The following is a 15,855-nucleotide window of genomic DNA, read 5'->3' as shown; positions in this document are numbered from 1 at the left end:
CGTGCCCCCTGGCGTTCCGGAATCGACCGATGCCCCGCGGCCCACTCTGTCGGTGGTGGTGCCGGCCTACAACGAGGAGGAGTCCATCGCGGAGTGCCTGGGCAGACTTGTCGCCCAGCCGGAGATCACCGAGATCGTGGTGGTGGATAACAACTCCACCGACCGCAGCAGGCAGATCGTCGACTCCTTGGCCCTCGAGCACACGAGGATTCACGTCGTGACGGAGCCCCGGCAGGGGTTGGTGTTCGCGCGTAACCGGGGATTGGACGCGGCAACCGGAGACCTCATCGCGCGTATCGATGCGGACACACGGGTCGGTCCGACCTGGGCGCAGACGATCATCGACTTTTTCACGGCCGATACCGCGCGCAGCTGGTCGGCCCTGTGCGGTCGTGGCGAAGCCTATGGCGTGCCACTGGAAGGGAGGTTCGATCGGTGGAAGATCCGGGTACATCCGCTCGGTCGCAGGCAGGCACATCGCGCGGTCACCGAGATCCCCGTCCTGTACGGATCGAACATGGTGTTGCGGCGGGAGGTCTGGGCGACGATTCGGACCCGGGTGAGCATGCGGCGCGACATCTTCGAAGATGTCGACATGGGCCTGTGCGTCACTGAGAGCGGTGGACGCAACGCCTTCCTTGCTTCGTTGACGGTGGGCGTCTCCTCGCGCCGGATGGAGACCGGCGTGATGTCGTTCGTCACCTACATGAGCTTCCTGCCACGCACGTTTGCTCTTCACCGGCGGGTTGCTCTCGCGGCCGGGACAGCGCTGGTCTACGTCCCTGCTCTGACGGTTGTCCACGCGATGCGGTTGGTGGCCATCCGACTGTATGACGTCGAGACCGGTCGCTTCTCGACGTCACCGCGGCAACTGGCCTCAGATCGCGTCTTGCCGTGAGTGGCGATCGGCGACACGCTCGGCGATGTCGGCCGCATGCGAGACCGCCATCGATGGGTGAATCATGCTGTCACGCAGCGTGGTTGCGGCCTCACGAACAGATGGTGACAGCGCTGAGCGCACGGCTGTGACGAGTCGGGTGGTGTTCACCCGTGACATCGGAAGGGAGGTGCCCACATGCGATGCCATCACGGCCCGCCCCCAGATCGGCTGGTCGGCGCCCACCCAGGTGACCACGGTTGGGATGCCGGCACGCAGGCCGGCGGCCACCGAACCTGCGCCGCCGTGGTGCACTGCAGCTGCGCATCGGGGCAGAATCGCATCGTGGTCGACATGCCCGACGACCCGGATTCGGTCGTCGGACACCCCCGACATGAAGTCGCTCCAGCCGCCGGCGATCAGCAGACGCAAATCGAGTTCGGCTGCGACGGCGAGCACCGTGGTCGCGAGATGATCGGGATCGGTCACCATCATGCTGCCGAATCCCACGTACACGGGTGGTGTGCCGCGGTCGATCCACTCGATGAGGTCGGACCCGGCATCGTCGCCGACGCCGGATCGCTGATCGTGCGGCAGAGTGAAGAAGCCGACGAGCGGACGCGCCGGCCCCCACTCGGATGTCAGCGTCGGGAACAAGACAGGGTCATAGGCCTGGATCTCCGGCACGCCCGTCGCGGCGATCTGGGCGGCGAAGGTGGCCGGTATCGGATCCAGTCCCAGATCTGCGCACAGCGCGTCTTCGGCGCGCCGGCCCGCCCGCCACAGCACCTGCTCCACCAGCCGCCAACTCATCCGAGCCGTGCGTGGGCCGACATCGATGCCGGCGTGGGCCAGCAGCGTCGTCGACCCGTTGCGCCGGATCGGGCACAGATGCAGTGGTATGTGAGGAATTCCACGGACCCGCGAGACGTTGTGCGCCCGTTCCTGCCCCGCGCTACCGGCGATGATCGCATCGGCGTTCTGCGTCGCGTCGAGCAGTTGCCGTTGCATCACGCTTCCTCCGCGGATGGTCAGTTCGGTCGCAGCCCGCACCCGAGTGAGCGGATCACGGGACCGCATCCGTTCGCGCACCAGGGGGGAATCGAGCGCGGCTCGTGTGCTCTCGCCGTAGGAAAGAGTGGGAATGCCTGTGCCAGAGGCGAATGGGACACTGTCTGGCGGAACCAGGAGCGTGACCTCGTGTCCGCGAACGCGCAGTTCGGTCGCCAAAGCGGCCGCAGGCTGCACATCTCCACGGCTGCCGCCGGCTGCAAACACATATCTCATCGGGCTCCTCCTGTTTCCGATGGCGACCAGTGTAGGGGGCGAAGAGTTCGACGGCGCGCCACCGACCGATGACCATGGGACGGATACGAGATGAGAATTGCTTTTGCAGTCAATGGAACTCGCGGAGACGTGCAGCCGGCAGCGGTGCTGGCGCATCGGCTTGCCGAACGGGGCCACGATGTGATCCTGGGGATACCGCCCAACCTCGGTGACGCCATCGCTGGGTCCGGGATGCACGTTCGCCGACTGGGACTCGACACCCAGGCGCAACTCGACCACGTGTCGAGAGCACGAGCTGCGGCCGGGCGTGATCCGATCAAGTTGCAGCGCATGCTCGCCGAGGTCCGAGATCTCGGCTGGGCCGAGATCGTCGGTGACATGGCGGGTGTGGTCGAGGGCGCGGACGTCGTGGTCACCGGGTTCACCACCGAGCAGGTCGCCGCCGTGTACGCGCTACGTGCGGCGATCCCGGTCATCTCGCTGCACCACGCGCCGATCCGTCCGAATCTCAGTGTGGGCCCGCTACCCGCGATCGGCGCACGTTCGACGTCGTTGAACCGTCTGCAATGGGCGCTCGCCGACCGCGCTCTGACCGCGATGACCCGACGGCGAGACCGGGAGTTGGCCGGCAGGGTGGGTGGCGTGCCCGACGACGGCCCCGGCTGGACCAGGGTGCGTCGGGCGCCTGGCGCCGACATCCAGGCGTACGACCCGATGTTCGCGGTGCACGACGACCCGGTATGGGACCGCGACTCCCGCCGCAGACCGCGGCCGGTGGTGGGGTTCCTCGACATTCCCGGCCGGCTTCGGCAACGCATGGGTAGCCAGATGCGCGGCACCGCGTCTGCCGATGTGATGTCCTGGATCGGCCGCGGGGAGCCGCCGGTCTATGTCGGATTCGGCAGCATGCCGCTACGCGACCCGGCCGCAGTGGTCGGCATCGTCGAATGGGCTTGCCGCAGCGTCGGTCGACGTGCGCTGATCTGCGCCGGCTGGAACCGGGTCGACGACATGGCGGCAGCTGTGTGCGACACCAGTGTTGTGCAGGTGGTGGATTCGATCGATCACGCCGTGTTGGCGCGGTGCGCGGTGGTGGTCCATCACGGTGGTGCGGGGACCACGGCGGCGGCGCTGCGGGCCGGTGTCCCGTCAGTCGTGTGTTGGTTCAGCTCGGACCAACCGTTCTGGGGCGCCGAAGTGTCGCGACTCGGAGTCGGTGTTTCGCTTCGGTTTCGGAAGCTGGACGCGATGCGACTTGCCGCCGGCCTGCGTGCCTCGCTGGATCCCGCCTGCGTCGAGCGTGCGCGGGCGATGCCGAGTGCGCTGGTCGGTGCGCAGCAGGCCGCCGACCACGCCGCGGACGTGGTCGAGAGTTCGGTCCGACCGATGCGGATCGTCGCATGAGGGCCGCGTCGGCGATCCGCGCGACAGATCACACCGCCGAGCCTGTCGATGACGGCTCCGCTTCGCATGGCCGGCATCGAACCGACCTGTCGCGGCGTGACATCCGCCTCGGTGACGCTGACACCACCTACTGGTTTCTGCACCGTGCGCTCGGGTGGGACGTGGTGCTGCAACTCGTGTGGGTGATGAACGGGCCGATCGCGGCAGACTCGCTGGCGCTGCTCAACCGGCAGTTGGCCGCCGGTCGGCTCCATCGACGCCTCATCGTCCCGCGGATGCCAGGGGCGCGTCCGGTCTGGTCGAACGCATACCAGGCCCCGGCGCTGGTCGTCGATCACGCGGAGATCGACGAGGCCGAGGCAGATGACTGGGCCGCCGAGGAGATGGCCACCGTGCGCCTCGATGCCGAGGCGGGACGGTGCTGGCGCCTGCGCGCGATTCGCTGTGCATCAGGAGCGACGGTGATCTCGTTGTGCGCACTGCACCTCGTCGCCGACGGCCGCACCTTGGTGACTGCAGCTGCGGCGGCCATGGCGGCCACCGACCGCGGCGCGCCGGCCCCGGCCCCGCCCGCCGGTGCCGCGGAGCGGCGATGGTCCCGGTTCGCGCACAGCCTCGTCTCCGACGCCCGCGACGCCGCGGCCCAGGTCCATGCTGCGGCAGGCGGGCTCGCGCGTGTCGCGGGCTCCACGTTGCGGGGCGGCGCCGGTGTCGTTGAGCCGGTCGCGGCGAACCGGGCGCCGATCGTCGAGCGATCACCGCAGGCTCGCTGGGCCCGCGCCACCGCGTCCGTGCCCACGTCCGAGTGGGACCGGGTCGCGGCGAACGCAGGCGGAACAGCGAACTCTCTGTTCATCGCCACGGTCACCGGACTGTTGCGGTCGAGTGGGTATGCGCCCGTGGGTGACCCGATCAAGGTCGGCATCCCGGTGGATCGACGTGACGGCGAGGACGATCCGCGTACCAATGCCACCGCCGGGGTGTCGATCGTGCTGACCGACGAACCGGTGCCCGGCGGCACCCTGCACACGATCCGGCGTGCCTGCAAGCAGGCGTTCGTCGCATTGGCAGCGGGACAACGGCCGGCGATCGCCCATCTGCAGTCGATGGTGTGGTTGATTCCACCCGCATGGCTGGTCGGCATGGTGACTGCGGGTGACGGTATGCCCGACGCGATGGTGTCCAACCTCGGCGCGGTACCCGCGGCAGCGGGGCAACTCGACGGTGCAACCGCGTGTCGATTCGTGTTCCGGGGCATGGCGCAGGGAGTCGACCCGGACCTGCCGTACCGGTTCGGCGACGGGGTGCAGTCCTGGTTGACGCGTACCGATGACCGGGTCACCTTCGCCGTCTTCGGTTGTGATGAAGAGTATTTCGATTCCGATGAGCACCTCCGGACGTTGCTCGACGACGAGCTGACCGCCTGGGGTCTCGTGCACGAGGTCTGGTGAGGTGACCGTGACGAGTTGGTATGAGCGTGTGTCCGCGATGCCCCGGGTGACCGGTGGCGACGAGGCGTATCTGTTGGCGGAGGAATTGTTCGGGCTGAACGCGCCGATGCATTTCGTCTGGGTCTTCGATCGCGATCCCGGAGTTCCGGCGGTGCAGCAACTGCGCGCAAGGCTGGCCGCCGGGTCGATACACCGGGCGGTTCACCGCACCAGGGTCCCGATGGCGCGGCACCGCTGGGTGCGATCGCATCTGCCTGCTGTCGGTTCCGACACCGATCGCATCGGTGACGACGAGGTCGGGACCTGGGCCGACGCGCACGTACGCGACACGACGCTGCGGCCGATCGACGGCGCGGGGTGGCAGCTGGACTCCGCGCTGACCAGCGATGGACGTCGAGTGGTGTCGTTACTCGTGTCGCACATGATCGCCGACGGTCAGGGGGTCTACCGTGCGCTCGCTGCAGCACACGCGGGCAACTCCGGCGCACTGCCGGACCCGGTATCGGCTCGTGGCGCACGTGCGGTCACCGAGGATGTCGTCGATGCAGGTCGGCAACTTGCCGCCGCCGCATCGTCGCTGCGGATCGTGCTTCGCGAGGCGTGGCGCAATCGTGGGTCGACGACCGCGCCGGCGCCGACGTCACCGGTGCCGAGCGCGCCGCGGCCCGTGCCGTCCGATGGGCCGGAGACAACGCTGGCGATCGTGAATGTCGACCGCGGTCAATGGCATGCTCGGGCCCGGGAGCACGGTGGTACGGCCAACAGCCTGTTCACCGCGTTGTTGGCGGGCGTCGTGCAGCGTTCGGGGTACCCCACGGGGCCGGAGTTACGGGTGTGTATCGCTGTCGACAACCGGGCCGGCGAACCCGACGAGCGGGCGAACGCGTCGGGCGGTGTGTGGATCCGGTTATCCGACAGGGTTGACGCGCCGGGTCCGCTCGGTGGAATCCGAGCATTGAGCAAACAGGCGTTCGTCGAGTACGCGCAGTCGGGTGCGGAGCAGGTGGCCGACAACCTTCAGCCCATCGTACGGCTGCTGCCGCGTCGGCTGATCGCCAGGATGATGGCGGGGATTGCAGGTCCAGACACCACGGTGTCGAACCTTGGGGTGGCGCCGGAGACTGCGCTCGGACTCGGTGGGGTACACGCCAACTCGTTCGCTATCCGTGCCCTCATGCAGGGCATGCCCGCGGAGCGCCGGCGCATCCAGGGGCCGGCGATCGCGGCGTGGGCGGTGGAGTACGACGAGCGGATCACCCTCACCTTCTTCGGTATCCATCCCGATCATTTCGGAGATCCGGAGCTCGTCCGGAAACTCATCGCCGAGCAGTTGTCCTCCTGGCGACTCGACCACGAATTCTGGTGAGGTCGATGCCGATGTGGTCGCGCCAGTGCCGGAGTCGGATTCGAGTTGCAATTGTTTTGTACGGCAGTCGAGGTGACATCCAACCCGGCGTGTGTCTTGCTCTGGAACTACAGGGCCGGGGCCATCGGGTGACCGTGCTGGTTCCGCCGAACCTGGTGGATTTCGCGCGAAGCGCGGGAGTTGCGTCGGTGGTGGCAGTGGGGCTCGACTCCCACGCGGCCTGGTCGTCGGATACCGCGCTGAGCGTTGCGCGAGAGGGAAGCAGGTTGGCGCAGATGAGGTTTGCCGTACGCACCATGCGATCAGGCTTCGCCGCGTTCGACGAGTCGATGGCGGACGAGTTCACCGTCCCCGGAGCTCCGCTGTCCGATGTGGACATCCTCGTGGCCGCACCGCTGTGCCAGGACCGTGCGTTGGCGGTCGCGCAACGCATCGGGGCCCAACTGGTGGTACTGCGATACGCGCCGATGTCGGAAAACGGTGTCGTTGGCGCCGTACCCGTTCTCTCCAGATACATGTCACCTGCACTTCGGCGGTGGTCGTGGCGATGGGCCGACCGGGTGACCTGGGTTGCGACCGGCTGGAACGAGAACTCCTTTCGGCGCCGGATGAAGCTTCGCCGAGCACGGCGACCATTGTCGTTGCGGCTTCGTGACCGCGGAATCGTGCAGATCCAGGCTTTCGATGGAGCGCTCATACCCGGACTGGCGGAACAATGGCGCGACGCGAAGCCGGTCGTCGGGTTCCTGGACCTCGACACCGAGCATCGGCGCGACCTCGCCGAGATCGATGTCACCACACCGGAGTTGGCGACCTGGCTCGCCGAGGGAGACCGACCGCTGTTCGTCGGTTTCGGCAGCATGACCCTGCCCGACCGCGATACCGTCATCGCGACGCTGTGCGCCGCCGCGCGGCGGTTGGGTCTACGCTGTCTGGTCGCCGGACCCGAGTACCGAGGAGCCGTCGGCGATGACCGCGACATCTTCGTCGTCGCCGCGATCGACCATCAGTCGGTGCTGCGGCGCTGCGTGGCCGCGGTACATCATGGGGGTGCGGGCACCACCGCGGCAACCCTGCGCGCAGGTCTGCCATCACTGATCTGTGCGGTGACCGCCGACCAGCCGTTCTGGGCGCGCCGTGTACAAACCCTGGGGGTGGGCTGCGCGATGCGACCGTCGGCTCTCACCGAGACGATGGCCGCCGAAGCGCTCGCTACGATCCTGTCGGCGCCGGTCCGGGAAGCGGCCGAACTCGTTGCGGCGCAGATGGTGGCGCCGGACAAAGCGGTCGCCACCGCGGCCGACATCGTCGAACAGGCCGTCGCTGCCCAGTAGTCAGCGGATATCGGGTGACGACTGGGTGACGCCCGGGCGGCGGTGAACCCGGGCGACGCGCACCCGAACCGGTCTGGGTGTTACTGGGCGATCAGCTTGTTGACCGCCCGGTTGAGGAAGTTGGGAATGAATTTCGCCGCATTGCCGAGCACCAGTGTCTGCGCGCCGACCGAGTAGCTGGTGCGGTGGAGCAGCTTGTCCTGACGCGTGGGATGGACCGACTCCCACACCTTGTCGGCGACCTGGTCGGGTGTGATCCGCACGCCGAGCGTCTTCGTCGACTTCGCCTCGTTCATGGCGAGCGCGGTCTTCGCCCAGAGTGGCCAGATCCCGACCACCCGGATGTCGTCGTCCTCCCATTCCAACTCAAGCGCTTCGGTCAGGCCGGCGACGAAGAACTTGGTGGCGCTGTAGGTCGCGATGCCCGGCTGTCCGTAGATCGCCGACGCCGAGGCGATGTTCACCAGGTGCGCGCCGGGTGTCGCCCGGAGGTACGGGTAGGCGGCTTGCGCGCCCAGTGCGACGCCGAGCGCATCGATGTCGATCTGTCGGCGCACGGCGTCGGGGGAGATCTCGTGGAGCGGACCCTCGACCAGGATGCCGGCGTTGTTGTCGAGGACGTCCAGGGTGCCCCCGGTGTGGGAGGTGAACTCGGCGAGCGCGGTCTCCCATTGCTTCGGATCGCGTACGTCGAGCGTCCCGGTGATGAATCCGGGGTGGTTGGCCTGGACTTTTGCCAGGGCATCGGTGTCGACGTCGAATACACCGACCGTCCATCCGGCGCGCCCGAATCGTTCCGCGGTAGCCAATCCGATGCCCGCGGCGCCGCCCGTGATGAAGATCGATGACATGTGCTTCTCCTGCTTTTGACCTGCATGTACGTGTCCCACGCGAAACTTACTGGCGAGTATATATCCGACCTTGTTCACTTCCGCGCGTTCTGATGCTATCGTGACAACACGCATTGTCATAACAGTGCTCATTGTCATGAAAGAACAGTTGTTCACCAACGGCCCGGAGGTCGAGACTCGATGACTGCAGCGATGGATCGCACGCAGGCCGACACCCACCATGGTGTCGACGAAGCGCAGAACGTGGTCAGCATGCGCGACCAAGGGACCGACGAGGTCTCCGAACGCCTGCTCGCCTCGGCGGCTCGGCTCTCGCGCAATGCGATGACCGAGATCGACTGGTCGGCCCCGATGGACCCCACCAAGTACGGGTGCAGCCCGGAATGGTCGTCGCTGTACGGCACCGCCTACTGGGAGGAACTCTCCGAGTCCCAGCGCATTTCGGTGACCCGCCATGAGTTCGCATCGATCATGAACATCGGCATCTGGTTCGAGATGATCCTGCAGGAGATGGTCATCCGCGATCAGTACCTCGGCGCCTACCACAGCCCGGAGTTCCAATTCGCGCTGACCGAGGTCGCCGACGAGTGCCGCCACTCGATCATGTTCGCCAAGGCATCCGAGAAGATGGTCGGTACCTCCTACAAGCCCACCAAGAAGGTCGGGCGACTCGGCAAGCTGTTCAAGCGCACCGCCAAGAACGAGGTCGCCTACGCCGGCATTCTGGTCGCCGAAGAGGTGCTCGACGTCTTTCAGCGCGGTTGCATGCGCGACGATCGGGTGCTGCCGTTCATCCGCACCGTCAACGAGATCCACGTGCTGGAAGAGTCGCGGCACATGCGCTTCGCGCGAGAAGAGGTGCGTGAGTCGATGGATGGCGTCGGGTGGGCGCGTCGGCAGTTCAGCGCTCTCTACGTTGCGCTGGGCGCCTACTTCATCGTCACCAGCCTGGTGCAGAAGAAGGCGTTTGCCGATGCCGGGCTCGACGCCGACCGGGCCATGGCCGAGATGCGCTCCAACTCGCACTTCCAGTCCATGATCCGCAGCAGCTGCGCTCACCTCATGGAGTTCCTCGACGAAGTCGGCCTGCTCACCAAGCCGGCCATGTACTACTACCGGAAAGCGAACATGCTCTGATGTTCGTCATCACCCAGTCCTGCTGCAGCGACGCGGCATGCGTGTCGGTGTGCCCGGTCAACTGTATCCACCCGACACCCGAGGAGCGCGGCTTCGGCAGTTCGGACATTCTGCACATCGATCCCGAGGCGTGTATCGATTGCGGTGCCTGTGCTGATGCCTGCCCGGTGGACGCGATCTATCCGGCAGACAAGCTCGGCACTCGCGACAAGGTGTTCATCGACATCAACGCCGACTACTACAAGAACAACCCGGACGTGACCTCCGGGTGGTCGTCGGTCACGTATCCGGACATCCCGAAACTGCCGGCCGGTCTACGGGTTGCGCTTGTCGGCACCGGGCCGTCGGGCGGTTATGCGCTGCGGACGATCCTGGATCGCACCGAGGCGTCGGTGACCGTCATCGACAAGCTTCCCACTCCAGGCGGTCTCGTGCGTGCCGGCGTCGCGCCGGATCACCCGGGCACCAAGGGCGTGCTGCGGGGTTTCGATCTGCTTTATCGCGATCCGCGCGTCACCATGGCGACCAACGTCGAGGTCGGCACGGGCGAGGGCCAGATCACGCCGGACGAGTTGGCCGAACACTTCGATGCGGTGTTCTATGCGGTCGGTGCCAGCGAGTCACGTCGACTCGGCATCCCCGGGGAAGCCCTGCCCGGCTCGACGTCGGCGACCGATCTGGTCGCCTGGTACAACGCGGTGCCGGGCATGGAGGCTCCGCCGATCCCCCGTGACGGCACGGGACGCGCGGTCGTCGTGGGCACGGGCAACGTCGCACTCGACGTGGCACGCATCCTGGTGTGCCCGCCGGAGATGCTCGCCACCACCGACATCGCCGATCGTGCGCTGCGCATCCTGGAAGAACAGAACATCCACGAGGTGGTGGTGCTCGGTCGCCGCGACCAGGCGCACGCCGCGTACACATCTGCCGAGTACCGGGCGCTGTCGACGATCCCGGGGGTGGAGGTGGTGGTCCACGACGACCCCGACGCCGACCTCCCGGACTTCAGCGCGCCCGCCGATCCGGACAACCGTCGGATCACCTTCCTCTTCCACACCACCCCCGAGGAGATCTCGGGACAGTCGCGCGTCGAGCGGGTCACCGTTGCGACCGGTGGACGTCAACACCAGATCGCCGCCGATCTGATGGTTCGTTCCATCGGTTACCGTTCGACGCCGATCGGCGGGCTCCCGTTCGACGACGAACGTGGGGTGTTCCCCAATGTGGACGGCCGGATGACCACCGAGAGCGGCGATGTCATCCCTGGTGTCTATGTCCTGGGATGGGCCAAACGCGGGCCGAGTGGCGGCATCGGCACCAACAAGGTCTGCGCCGAGGCAACCGTGGAGGACTTCATTCGCGATGCAGCCGCCGGGCATCTCCCGCGAACAACGCATCCGGCCAAGGCATTCACCGCCCTGCTGCGCCGTCGCACCCGACAGGTCATCGGCTACCGCGGAGTCCGTGCGATCGACGCCAGCGAACGGCGTCGCGGACTCGCACAGGGTCGGCCCCGCGTCAAATACACCGAGTTGTCGGAGATGGTCGGCGCAGCCGGGTGGCGGAAGAAGTAGGCCACCGGCGATCGAGGCGGCCTGGTTGCTCTGGTGGTTGAGTAGGCCGAGGCGCCAGCCGAGACCGTATCGAAACCACCGCACGCGATCTCGATACGCTCCTCACTCCGTTCGTCGCTACTCATCAGCGGGGGGACGCTCGATCAGCGAAGGGGGCGCGCGATCGGCGGCGGGGCTCGACCACCCGACCTCGAGATCACATCGGCCGACCTTCGCGGTGAGGTCCTGACAATCGCCTTGTAACACTCAGGCAAGAAGCGATTCACGCGCGGTAGCGATAGTGGCCGTATGTCCAGCACACCGCGGTTCCTGCAAGGCGTCTACGCGTTCACCGGAACGGGGCTGACGAAACCGGCGCCCATCGACCCGTCCCTGACCTACGTGGTGCCCCCCGGCATGACGGCACAGCCCCTCTACTTTCGTGGCGGGAACAGCTCGGGCGAACTGATTTATGTGACGCTGATGCGGGACGGCCAGCCCATGCGCATCTTCCCGATGGGGGCGCGGTCCTCGGTCAACGTCCCGCTGCGTGTGGTGGAGGACGTCGATCCCGACACCACCTTGGAGTTGGTCCTGGCGGCGCCGGAAGCGACGAGCGGTGAGGTCGTCATCGACTTCGGGATGGTCATCTTCTGATGCCTGTCGACGTCACGCCGCACGACGATGCAACCACCGCCAAGCGCAAGCTGGTGGTGGTCGGCAACGGTATGGCCGGCGCACGGACCGTCGAGGAGATCCTGTCCCGCGGTGGCAGTGAACTGTTCGACGTCACGATGATCGGCGACGAGCCCTACGGCAACTACAACCGGATCATGCTCAGCCACGTCCTCGCCGGCGAGGCCACACTCGACGACGACGACCTGATGCTCAATCCGATGGCCTGGTACCGGGAGAACGGGGTCACCCTCTACTCGGGCGACAGCGCCGAGGGCATCGATCGTTTCGCCAAGACCGTCACCTGCGCCAGCGGCCGTGTCATCGACTTCGACGTCCTGATCATCGCCACCGGGTCCAACACCTTCTTCCCCAACATGGATGGGCTGCGCGAGTCCGATGGGCGACTGGCGCGCGGCGTCTTCGGATTCCGGACCATCTCCGACACCAACGGCATGCTGCAGATGGCGACGGCGCGCGACGACGTCCGTGCTGTGGTCATCGGCGGCGGACTGCTCGGGCTCGAGGCGGCCTATGGACTCAAGACCCAGGGGGTCGACGTCGACGTCGTGCACTCGCCCGGTCACCTGATGAATCAGCAACTCGACGAACGCGGCGGAAAGGTGCTGCGCAACAAGATCGAGGAACTCGGGGTCGGCGTGCACACCGGCAAACGCACCACCGCCGTGCTGCGCACTGACGACGGCACCGTCAGCGGAGTCGGATTCGCCGACGGCGAATCGCTGCCGGCGGACATGATCGTGGTCACCGCCGGAATTCGGCCCAACGTCGAACTGGCACGCAGCGCCGGGCTCGTAATCGAACGCGGCATCGTCGTCGACGACCAGATGCGCTGCGAGGACGAGGGTTCCATCTACGCCGTCGGAGAGTGTTGCCAGCACCGCAGCGAGGTGTACGGGCTGGTCGCGCCGCTGTGGGAGCAGGCGGTGGTGCTCGCCGACGTCATCACGGGTGCGAATCCCCATGCGGAGTACCATGGTTCGCGACTGACCACCAAGCTCAAGGTTGCCGGGGTCGACGTCGCGGCCATGGGTGTGAAGGGTCCCGAACGCGAGGACGACGAGTTCGTCCAGTTCTACGAGCCGCGCAGCGGCACCTACAAGAGTGTGGTGGTGCGCGACAACAAACTGATCGGCGCCATGCTCCTCGGCGACATCTCCAAGGCCAACTTCCTCACCCAGGCCTTCGATGAGAAGGTGCCGCTGCCCGAAGAACGTATCTCGATGCTCTTCGACATGGGTACGCCCAGTGCGGAGACCGGTGCGGCCGAGCTCGCCGACGACGTGCAGGTGTGCAATTGCAATGGTGTCACCAAGGGCGACATCGTATCTTGCGTACAATCCGGGTGCACCAGCGTCAGCGAGGTCTGCGCGAAGACCCGCGCCGGCAAGGGGTGCGGCTCGTGCAAGCCACTCGTCGGCGACATCGTCGAGTTCGCCGCGGGTGATGCGCTGACCGTCGACAAGTCGGCGGACTGGTACGTGCCGTGCATCCCGCTGACCAAGCCGGAGTTGATCGACGCCATCAAGCGGCAGGATCTCCGTTCGGTGTCAGAGGTTTTCGAGAACTTGGCGCCCGACGGTGAGGACGCCACCGCGAAGATGCCGTTGTCGTCGCTGCTGCGGGTGATCTGGGGAACCGGGTGGAATCGCGAACCGGGTGCGCTGTTCGTCAACGATCGAGTGCACGCCAACATCCAACGGGACGGCACGTTCTCCGTCGTACCGCAGATGAAGGGCGGCGTGACGTCGCCGCAGCAGCTGCGCAAGATCGCCGACGTCGCGGAGAAGTACGACATCCCGATGATCAAGGCGACCGGCGGCCAGCGCCTCGACCTGCTCGGCGTGAAGAAGGAAGATCTGCCCAAGGTCTGGGACGACCTCGGCATGCCGTCGGGTTACGCCTACGGCAAGTCCTTCCGGACCGTGAAGACCTGTGTGGGAACCGACTACTGCCGGTTCGGACTCGGGGATTCGACGGCGCTGGGCATCGCGATCGAGACGCGATACCAGGGTCTCGAGTCGCCGGCCAAACTGAAACTCGCGGTCACCGGCTGCCCCCGCAATTGCGCCGAAGCCCTCTGCAAGGACTTCGGCGTGGTGGCGATCGGCGACGGCAAGTGGGAGATCCTCGTCGGCGGTGCCGCGGGGGCGCACATCCGCAAGGGTGACCTGCTGGCGACGGTCGACTCACCGGAGGAGGTGATCCGCCTGTGCGGCATCTTCATCCAGTACTACCGTGAGCAGGCCAAGTGGCTGGAGCGCACGTACGCGTTCGTGCCGAGGATCGGTATCGAGGAGCTGCGGGCGATCCTGGTCGAGGATCGTGACGGTCTCGTCGGCGGTCTGCAGGAGCGCATCGACGAGGCGGTCGCCGATTACGTCGACCCGTGGCTCGACCGTGACGAGCCGCGATCGCCCGCCCAGTTCACCTCCGCGTTGCCGCTGCTGCCGCTACCGCAGGTGCCGGTCCGATGACCAGCGTCGACACCGGCGTCCCGGTCGGTCCGATCGATGATCTTCTCCCGGGGGAAGGGCGGGCCTACCCGGTCGACGGCCGCCAGGTGGCGGTGTTCCGGATGACCGACGGCACCCTGCGGGCCACCGACGCGGTCTGCCCCCATCGGGGAGGCCCGATCGCCGACGGCCAGTTCGACCTCGGCCACGTCGTGTGTCCACTGCATCAGTACGTGTTCCGTTTCTCCGACGGCGGCTGTACCGCCGATGGGATCGGCTCGCTGGGCGTGTACCGCGTGGAGGATCGCGACGGGAGGATCGTCGTCTGGCCGTGAGGTTGTCCCAGTTGACACCTCAGCGCCGCGCGGTCGTCTCAGCAGCGATCGTGTCGCGCTCAGGTGTCATCTGAGACGAGTTCCCTGGTGGGCATCAGTGGCTTGAGGTGTTCGCGCCGACGCACGAGGTCCATGATCGTCTCTTCGGCGGCCGGCCACTCGTGCACCACTTGGTGATACGTCAGTCTGATGACCAGGTATCCGAGTTCGACAGCTGTGCGGTCGCGCTCGCGGTCCTTCTCGAATTGTTCTCTGCTGCTGTGGAATTCGTATCCATCCACCTCGATGATCAAGCGAGTGCCGACCACCAGGTCGACGATGCCCACTCCCGGGATGTCGACCTGTGAGCGCACACCGATACCGCGTGATCGGAGCCGGAATCGGCACATCGATTCGGTACCGGACTGAGAACTGCCGTCGCATCGGTCCAGCAGGCGGCGGATCCGCGCGGGTGCGGACCGGAACACGACCCGGAGGTCGGAGGGTTCGAGCAGCCCCAGATTCATGATGGAGTCGCAGACCACCACGATGCCTTCGTCGTCCAGGCATTTCAGTGCGTGCCGCAGCGCGACTGCCAGTTCGTCGACGGACGTGATCTCCGATTCCGGTCGGCCGTACTGTTCGCAGAACGTCGCGCCGGGCGTGCGGTGCGCACAGGCGCGGGCCCGGATGTGAACCGTATCGGATGTACCGGGAACCCAGACCTTGAGCAGTCGTAGTGCCGACAGGCAACTCAGCACGCCGCCACCGGCCACCGCCGACACCACAGTACTGTCGGCCCACGGTGTGGCGTACCACCCTCGCCGCAGACATCGCAGTGTGCCGTTCTTGAGGGCGGCCCGGAGTTCGGTTCGCGTCATGCCGGCCTCACGCAGTTGTTTCCACGAAGCGACGCCGAACCCAGCAGCGAGGACCTCGGAGTAGTCGGGTTGATCCATGGGGTGCAGCCTGACATCCGGTGAGGCGCGGACGAGGTGGTCGGCTGGTTCCCGGACGATATCTGTGGACAGATCCGAGAATGTGCAGAGCGCACCCATAACCCCTGTCCCAGATGACACCTCAGCAGCCCGGCAGATTTCCACTGCCCGGTGGTGGTCGGCTGGCGTGT

General features: G+C 66.5%; 13 protein-coding genes. 10 read left to right on the top strand and 3 right to left on the bottom strand.

The window, feature by feature from the left end:
- The first annotated feature begins 1 nt into the window (after window position 1).
- Window positions 2-898: a glycosyltransferase family 2 protein gene (locus ACIGKQ_RS09955; RefSeq protein ID WP_396573448.1), complete on the top strand. Its 897-nt coding sequence runs from the start codon at window positions 2-4 to the stop codon at window positions 896-898.
- Here the strand turns inward: ACIGKQ_RS09955 and ACIGKQ_RS09950 are convergent.
- Entirely contained in the window at window positions 878-2,164 is a 1,287-nt protein-coding gene (locus tag ACIGKQ_RS09950) for a glycosyltransferase (protein ID WP_396573447.1), read from the bottom strand. The two genes, ACIGKQ_RS09955 and ACIGKQ_RS09950, sit on opposite strands and share 21 nt — an antisense overlap.
- Window positions 2,165-2,254: 90 nt before the next feature.
- Between ACIGKQ_RS09950 and ACIGKQ_RS09945 the strand changes: the two genes are divergently transcribed.
- From ACIGKQ_RS09945 to ACIGKQ_RS09930, 4 genes are all read left to right on the top strand, one after another.
- The gene (locus ACIGKQ_RS09945) at window positions 2,255-3,568 is read left to right on the top strand and encodes a glycosyltransferase (RefSeq protein WP_268900386.1); all 1,314 of its coding nucleotides are present in this window, start codon (window positions 2,255-2,257) and stop codon (window positions 3,566-3,568) included.
- The gene (locus ACIGKQ_RS09940; RefSeq protein ID WP_396573445.1) at window positions 3,565-5,019 is read left to right on the top strand and encodes a hypothetical protein; all 1,455 of its coding nucleotides are present in this window, start codon (window positions 3,565-3,567) and stop codon (window positions 5,017-5,019) included. The genes ACIGKQ_RS09945 and ACIGKQ_RS09940 overlap by 4 nt, the downstream gene beginning before the upstream one ends.
- A gap of 7 nt (window positions 5,020-5,026) precedes the next feature.
- Window positions 5,027-6,385 carry a hypothetical protein gene (locus tag ACIGKQ_RS09935; protein ID WP_396573444.1) on the top strand — a complete coding sequence of 453 codons (1,359 nt, stop codon included), beginning with the start codon at window positions 5,027-5,029 and terminating at the stop codon, window positions 6,383-6,385.
- Between the two features lie 89 nt (window positions 6,386-6,474).
- A complete protein-coding gene (locus tag ACIGKQ_RS09930) occupies window positions 6,475-7,719 on the top strand; it encodes a nucleotide disphospho-sugar-binding domain-containing protein (RefSeq protein WP_235724714.1) in 1,245 nt (414 codons plus the stop codon).
- 80 nt (window positions 7,720-7,799) lie between these two features.
- Here ACIGKQ_RS09930 and ACIGKQ_RS09925 read toward each other — a convergent pair whose 3' ends face one another.
- Complete coding sequence (locus ACIGKQ_RS09925) at window positions 7,800-8,570, bottom strand: SDR family oxidoreductase (RefSeq protein WP_235724713.1); 771 nt, start codon at window positions 8,568-8,570, stop codon at window positions 7,800-7,802.
- 180 nt (window positions 8,571-8,750) lie between these two features.
- Between ACIGKQ_RS09925 and ACIGKQ_RS09920 the strand changes: the two genes are divergently transcribed.
- The 5 genes from ACIGKQ_RS09920 (at window position 8,751) to ACIGKQ_RS09900 (ending at window position 14,747) form a co-directional block, all read left to right on the top strand.
- Window positions 8,751-9,707, top strand: a complete 957-nt coding sequence (locus tag ACIGKQ_RS09920; protein WP_235724712.1) for a diiron oxygenase — start codon at window positions 8,751-8,753, stop codon at window positions 9,705-9,707.
- Entirely contained in the window at window positions 9,707-11,281 is a 1,575-nt protein-coding gene (locus tag ACIGKQ_RS09915) for an FAD-dependent oxidoreductase (RefSeq protein ID WP_396573441.1), read from the top strand. The genes ACIGKQ_RS09920 and ACIGKQ_RS09915 overlap by 1 nt, the downstream gene beginning before the upstream one ends.
- A 288-nt stretch (window positions 11,282-11,569) precedes the next feature.
- Window positions 11,570-11,917, top strand: a complete 348-nt coding sequence (locus tag ACIGKQ_RS09910; RefSeq protein ID WP_235724710.1) for a molybdopterin oxidoreductase — start codon at window positions 11,570-11,572, stop codon at window positions 11,915-11,917.
- Entirely contained in the window at window positions 11,917-14,433 is a 2,517-nt protein-coding gene (nirB, locus tag ACIGKQ_RS09905) for a nitrite reductase large subunit NirB (protein ID WP_396573440.1), read from the top strand. Before ACIGKQ_RS09910 ends, nirB begins: the two co-directional genes overlap by 1 nt.
- A complete protein-coding gene (locus ACIGKQ_RS09900; RefSeq protein ID WP_235724708.1) occupies window positions 14,430-14,747 on the top strand; it encodes a Rieske (2Fe-2S) protein in 318 nt (105 codons plus the stop codon). Before nirB ends, ACIGKQ_RS09900 begins: the two co-directional genes overlap by 4 nt.
- A gap of 59 nt (window positions 14,748-14,806) precedes the next feature.
- Here the strand turns inward: ACIGKQ_RS09900 and ACIGKQ_RS09895 are convergent, their stop codons facing one another.
- Window positions 14,807-15,685, bottom strand: a complete 879-nt coding sequence (locus ACIGKQ_RS09895; protein WP_396573438.1) for a DUF559 domain-containing protein — start codon at window positions 15,683-15,685, stop codon at window positions 14,807-14,809.
- Between the last annotated feature and the right edge of the window lie 170 nt (window positions 15,686-15,855).

This window comes from Gordonia sp. NPDC062954, assembly GCF_044543825.1.
GTDB lineage: Bacteria > Actinomycetota > Actinomycetes > Mycobacteriales > Mycobacteriaceae > Gordonia > Gordonia tangerina.
This window is presented reverse-complemented; position numbering and strand designations above follow the sequence as displayed.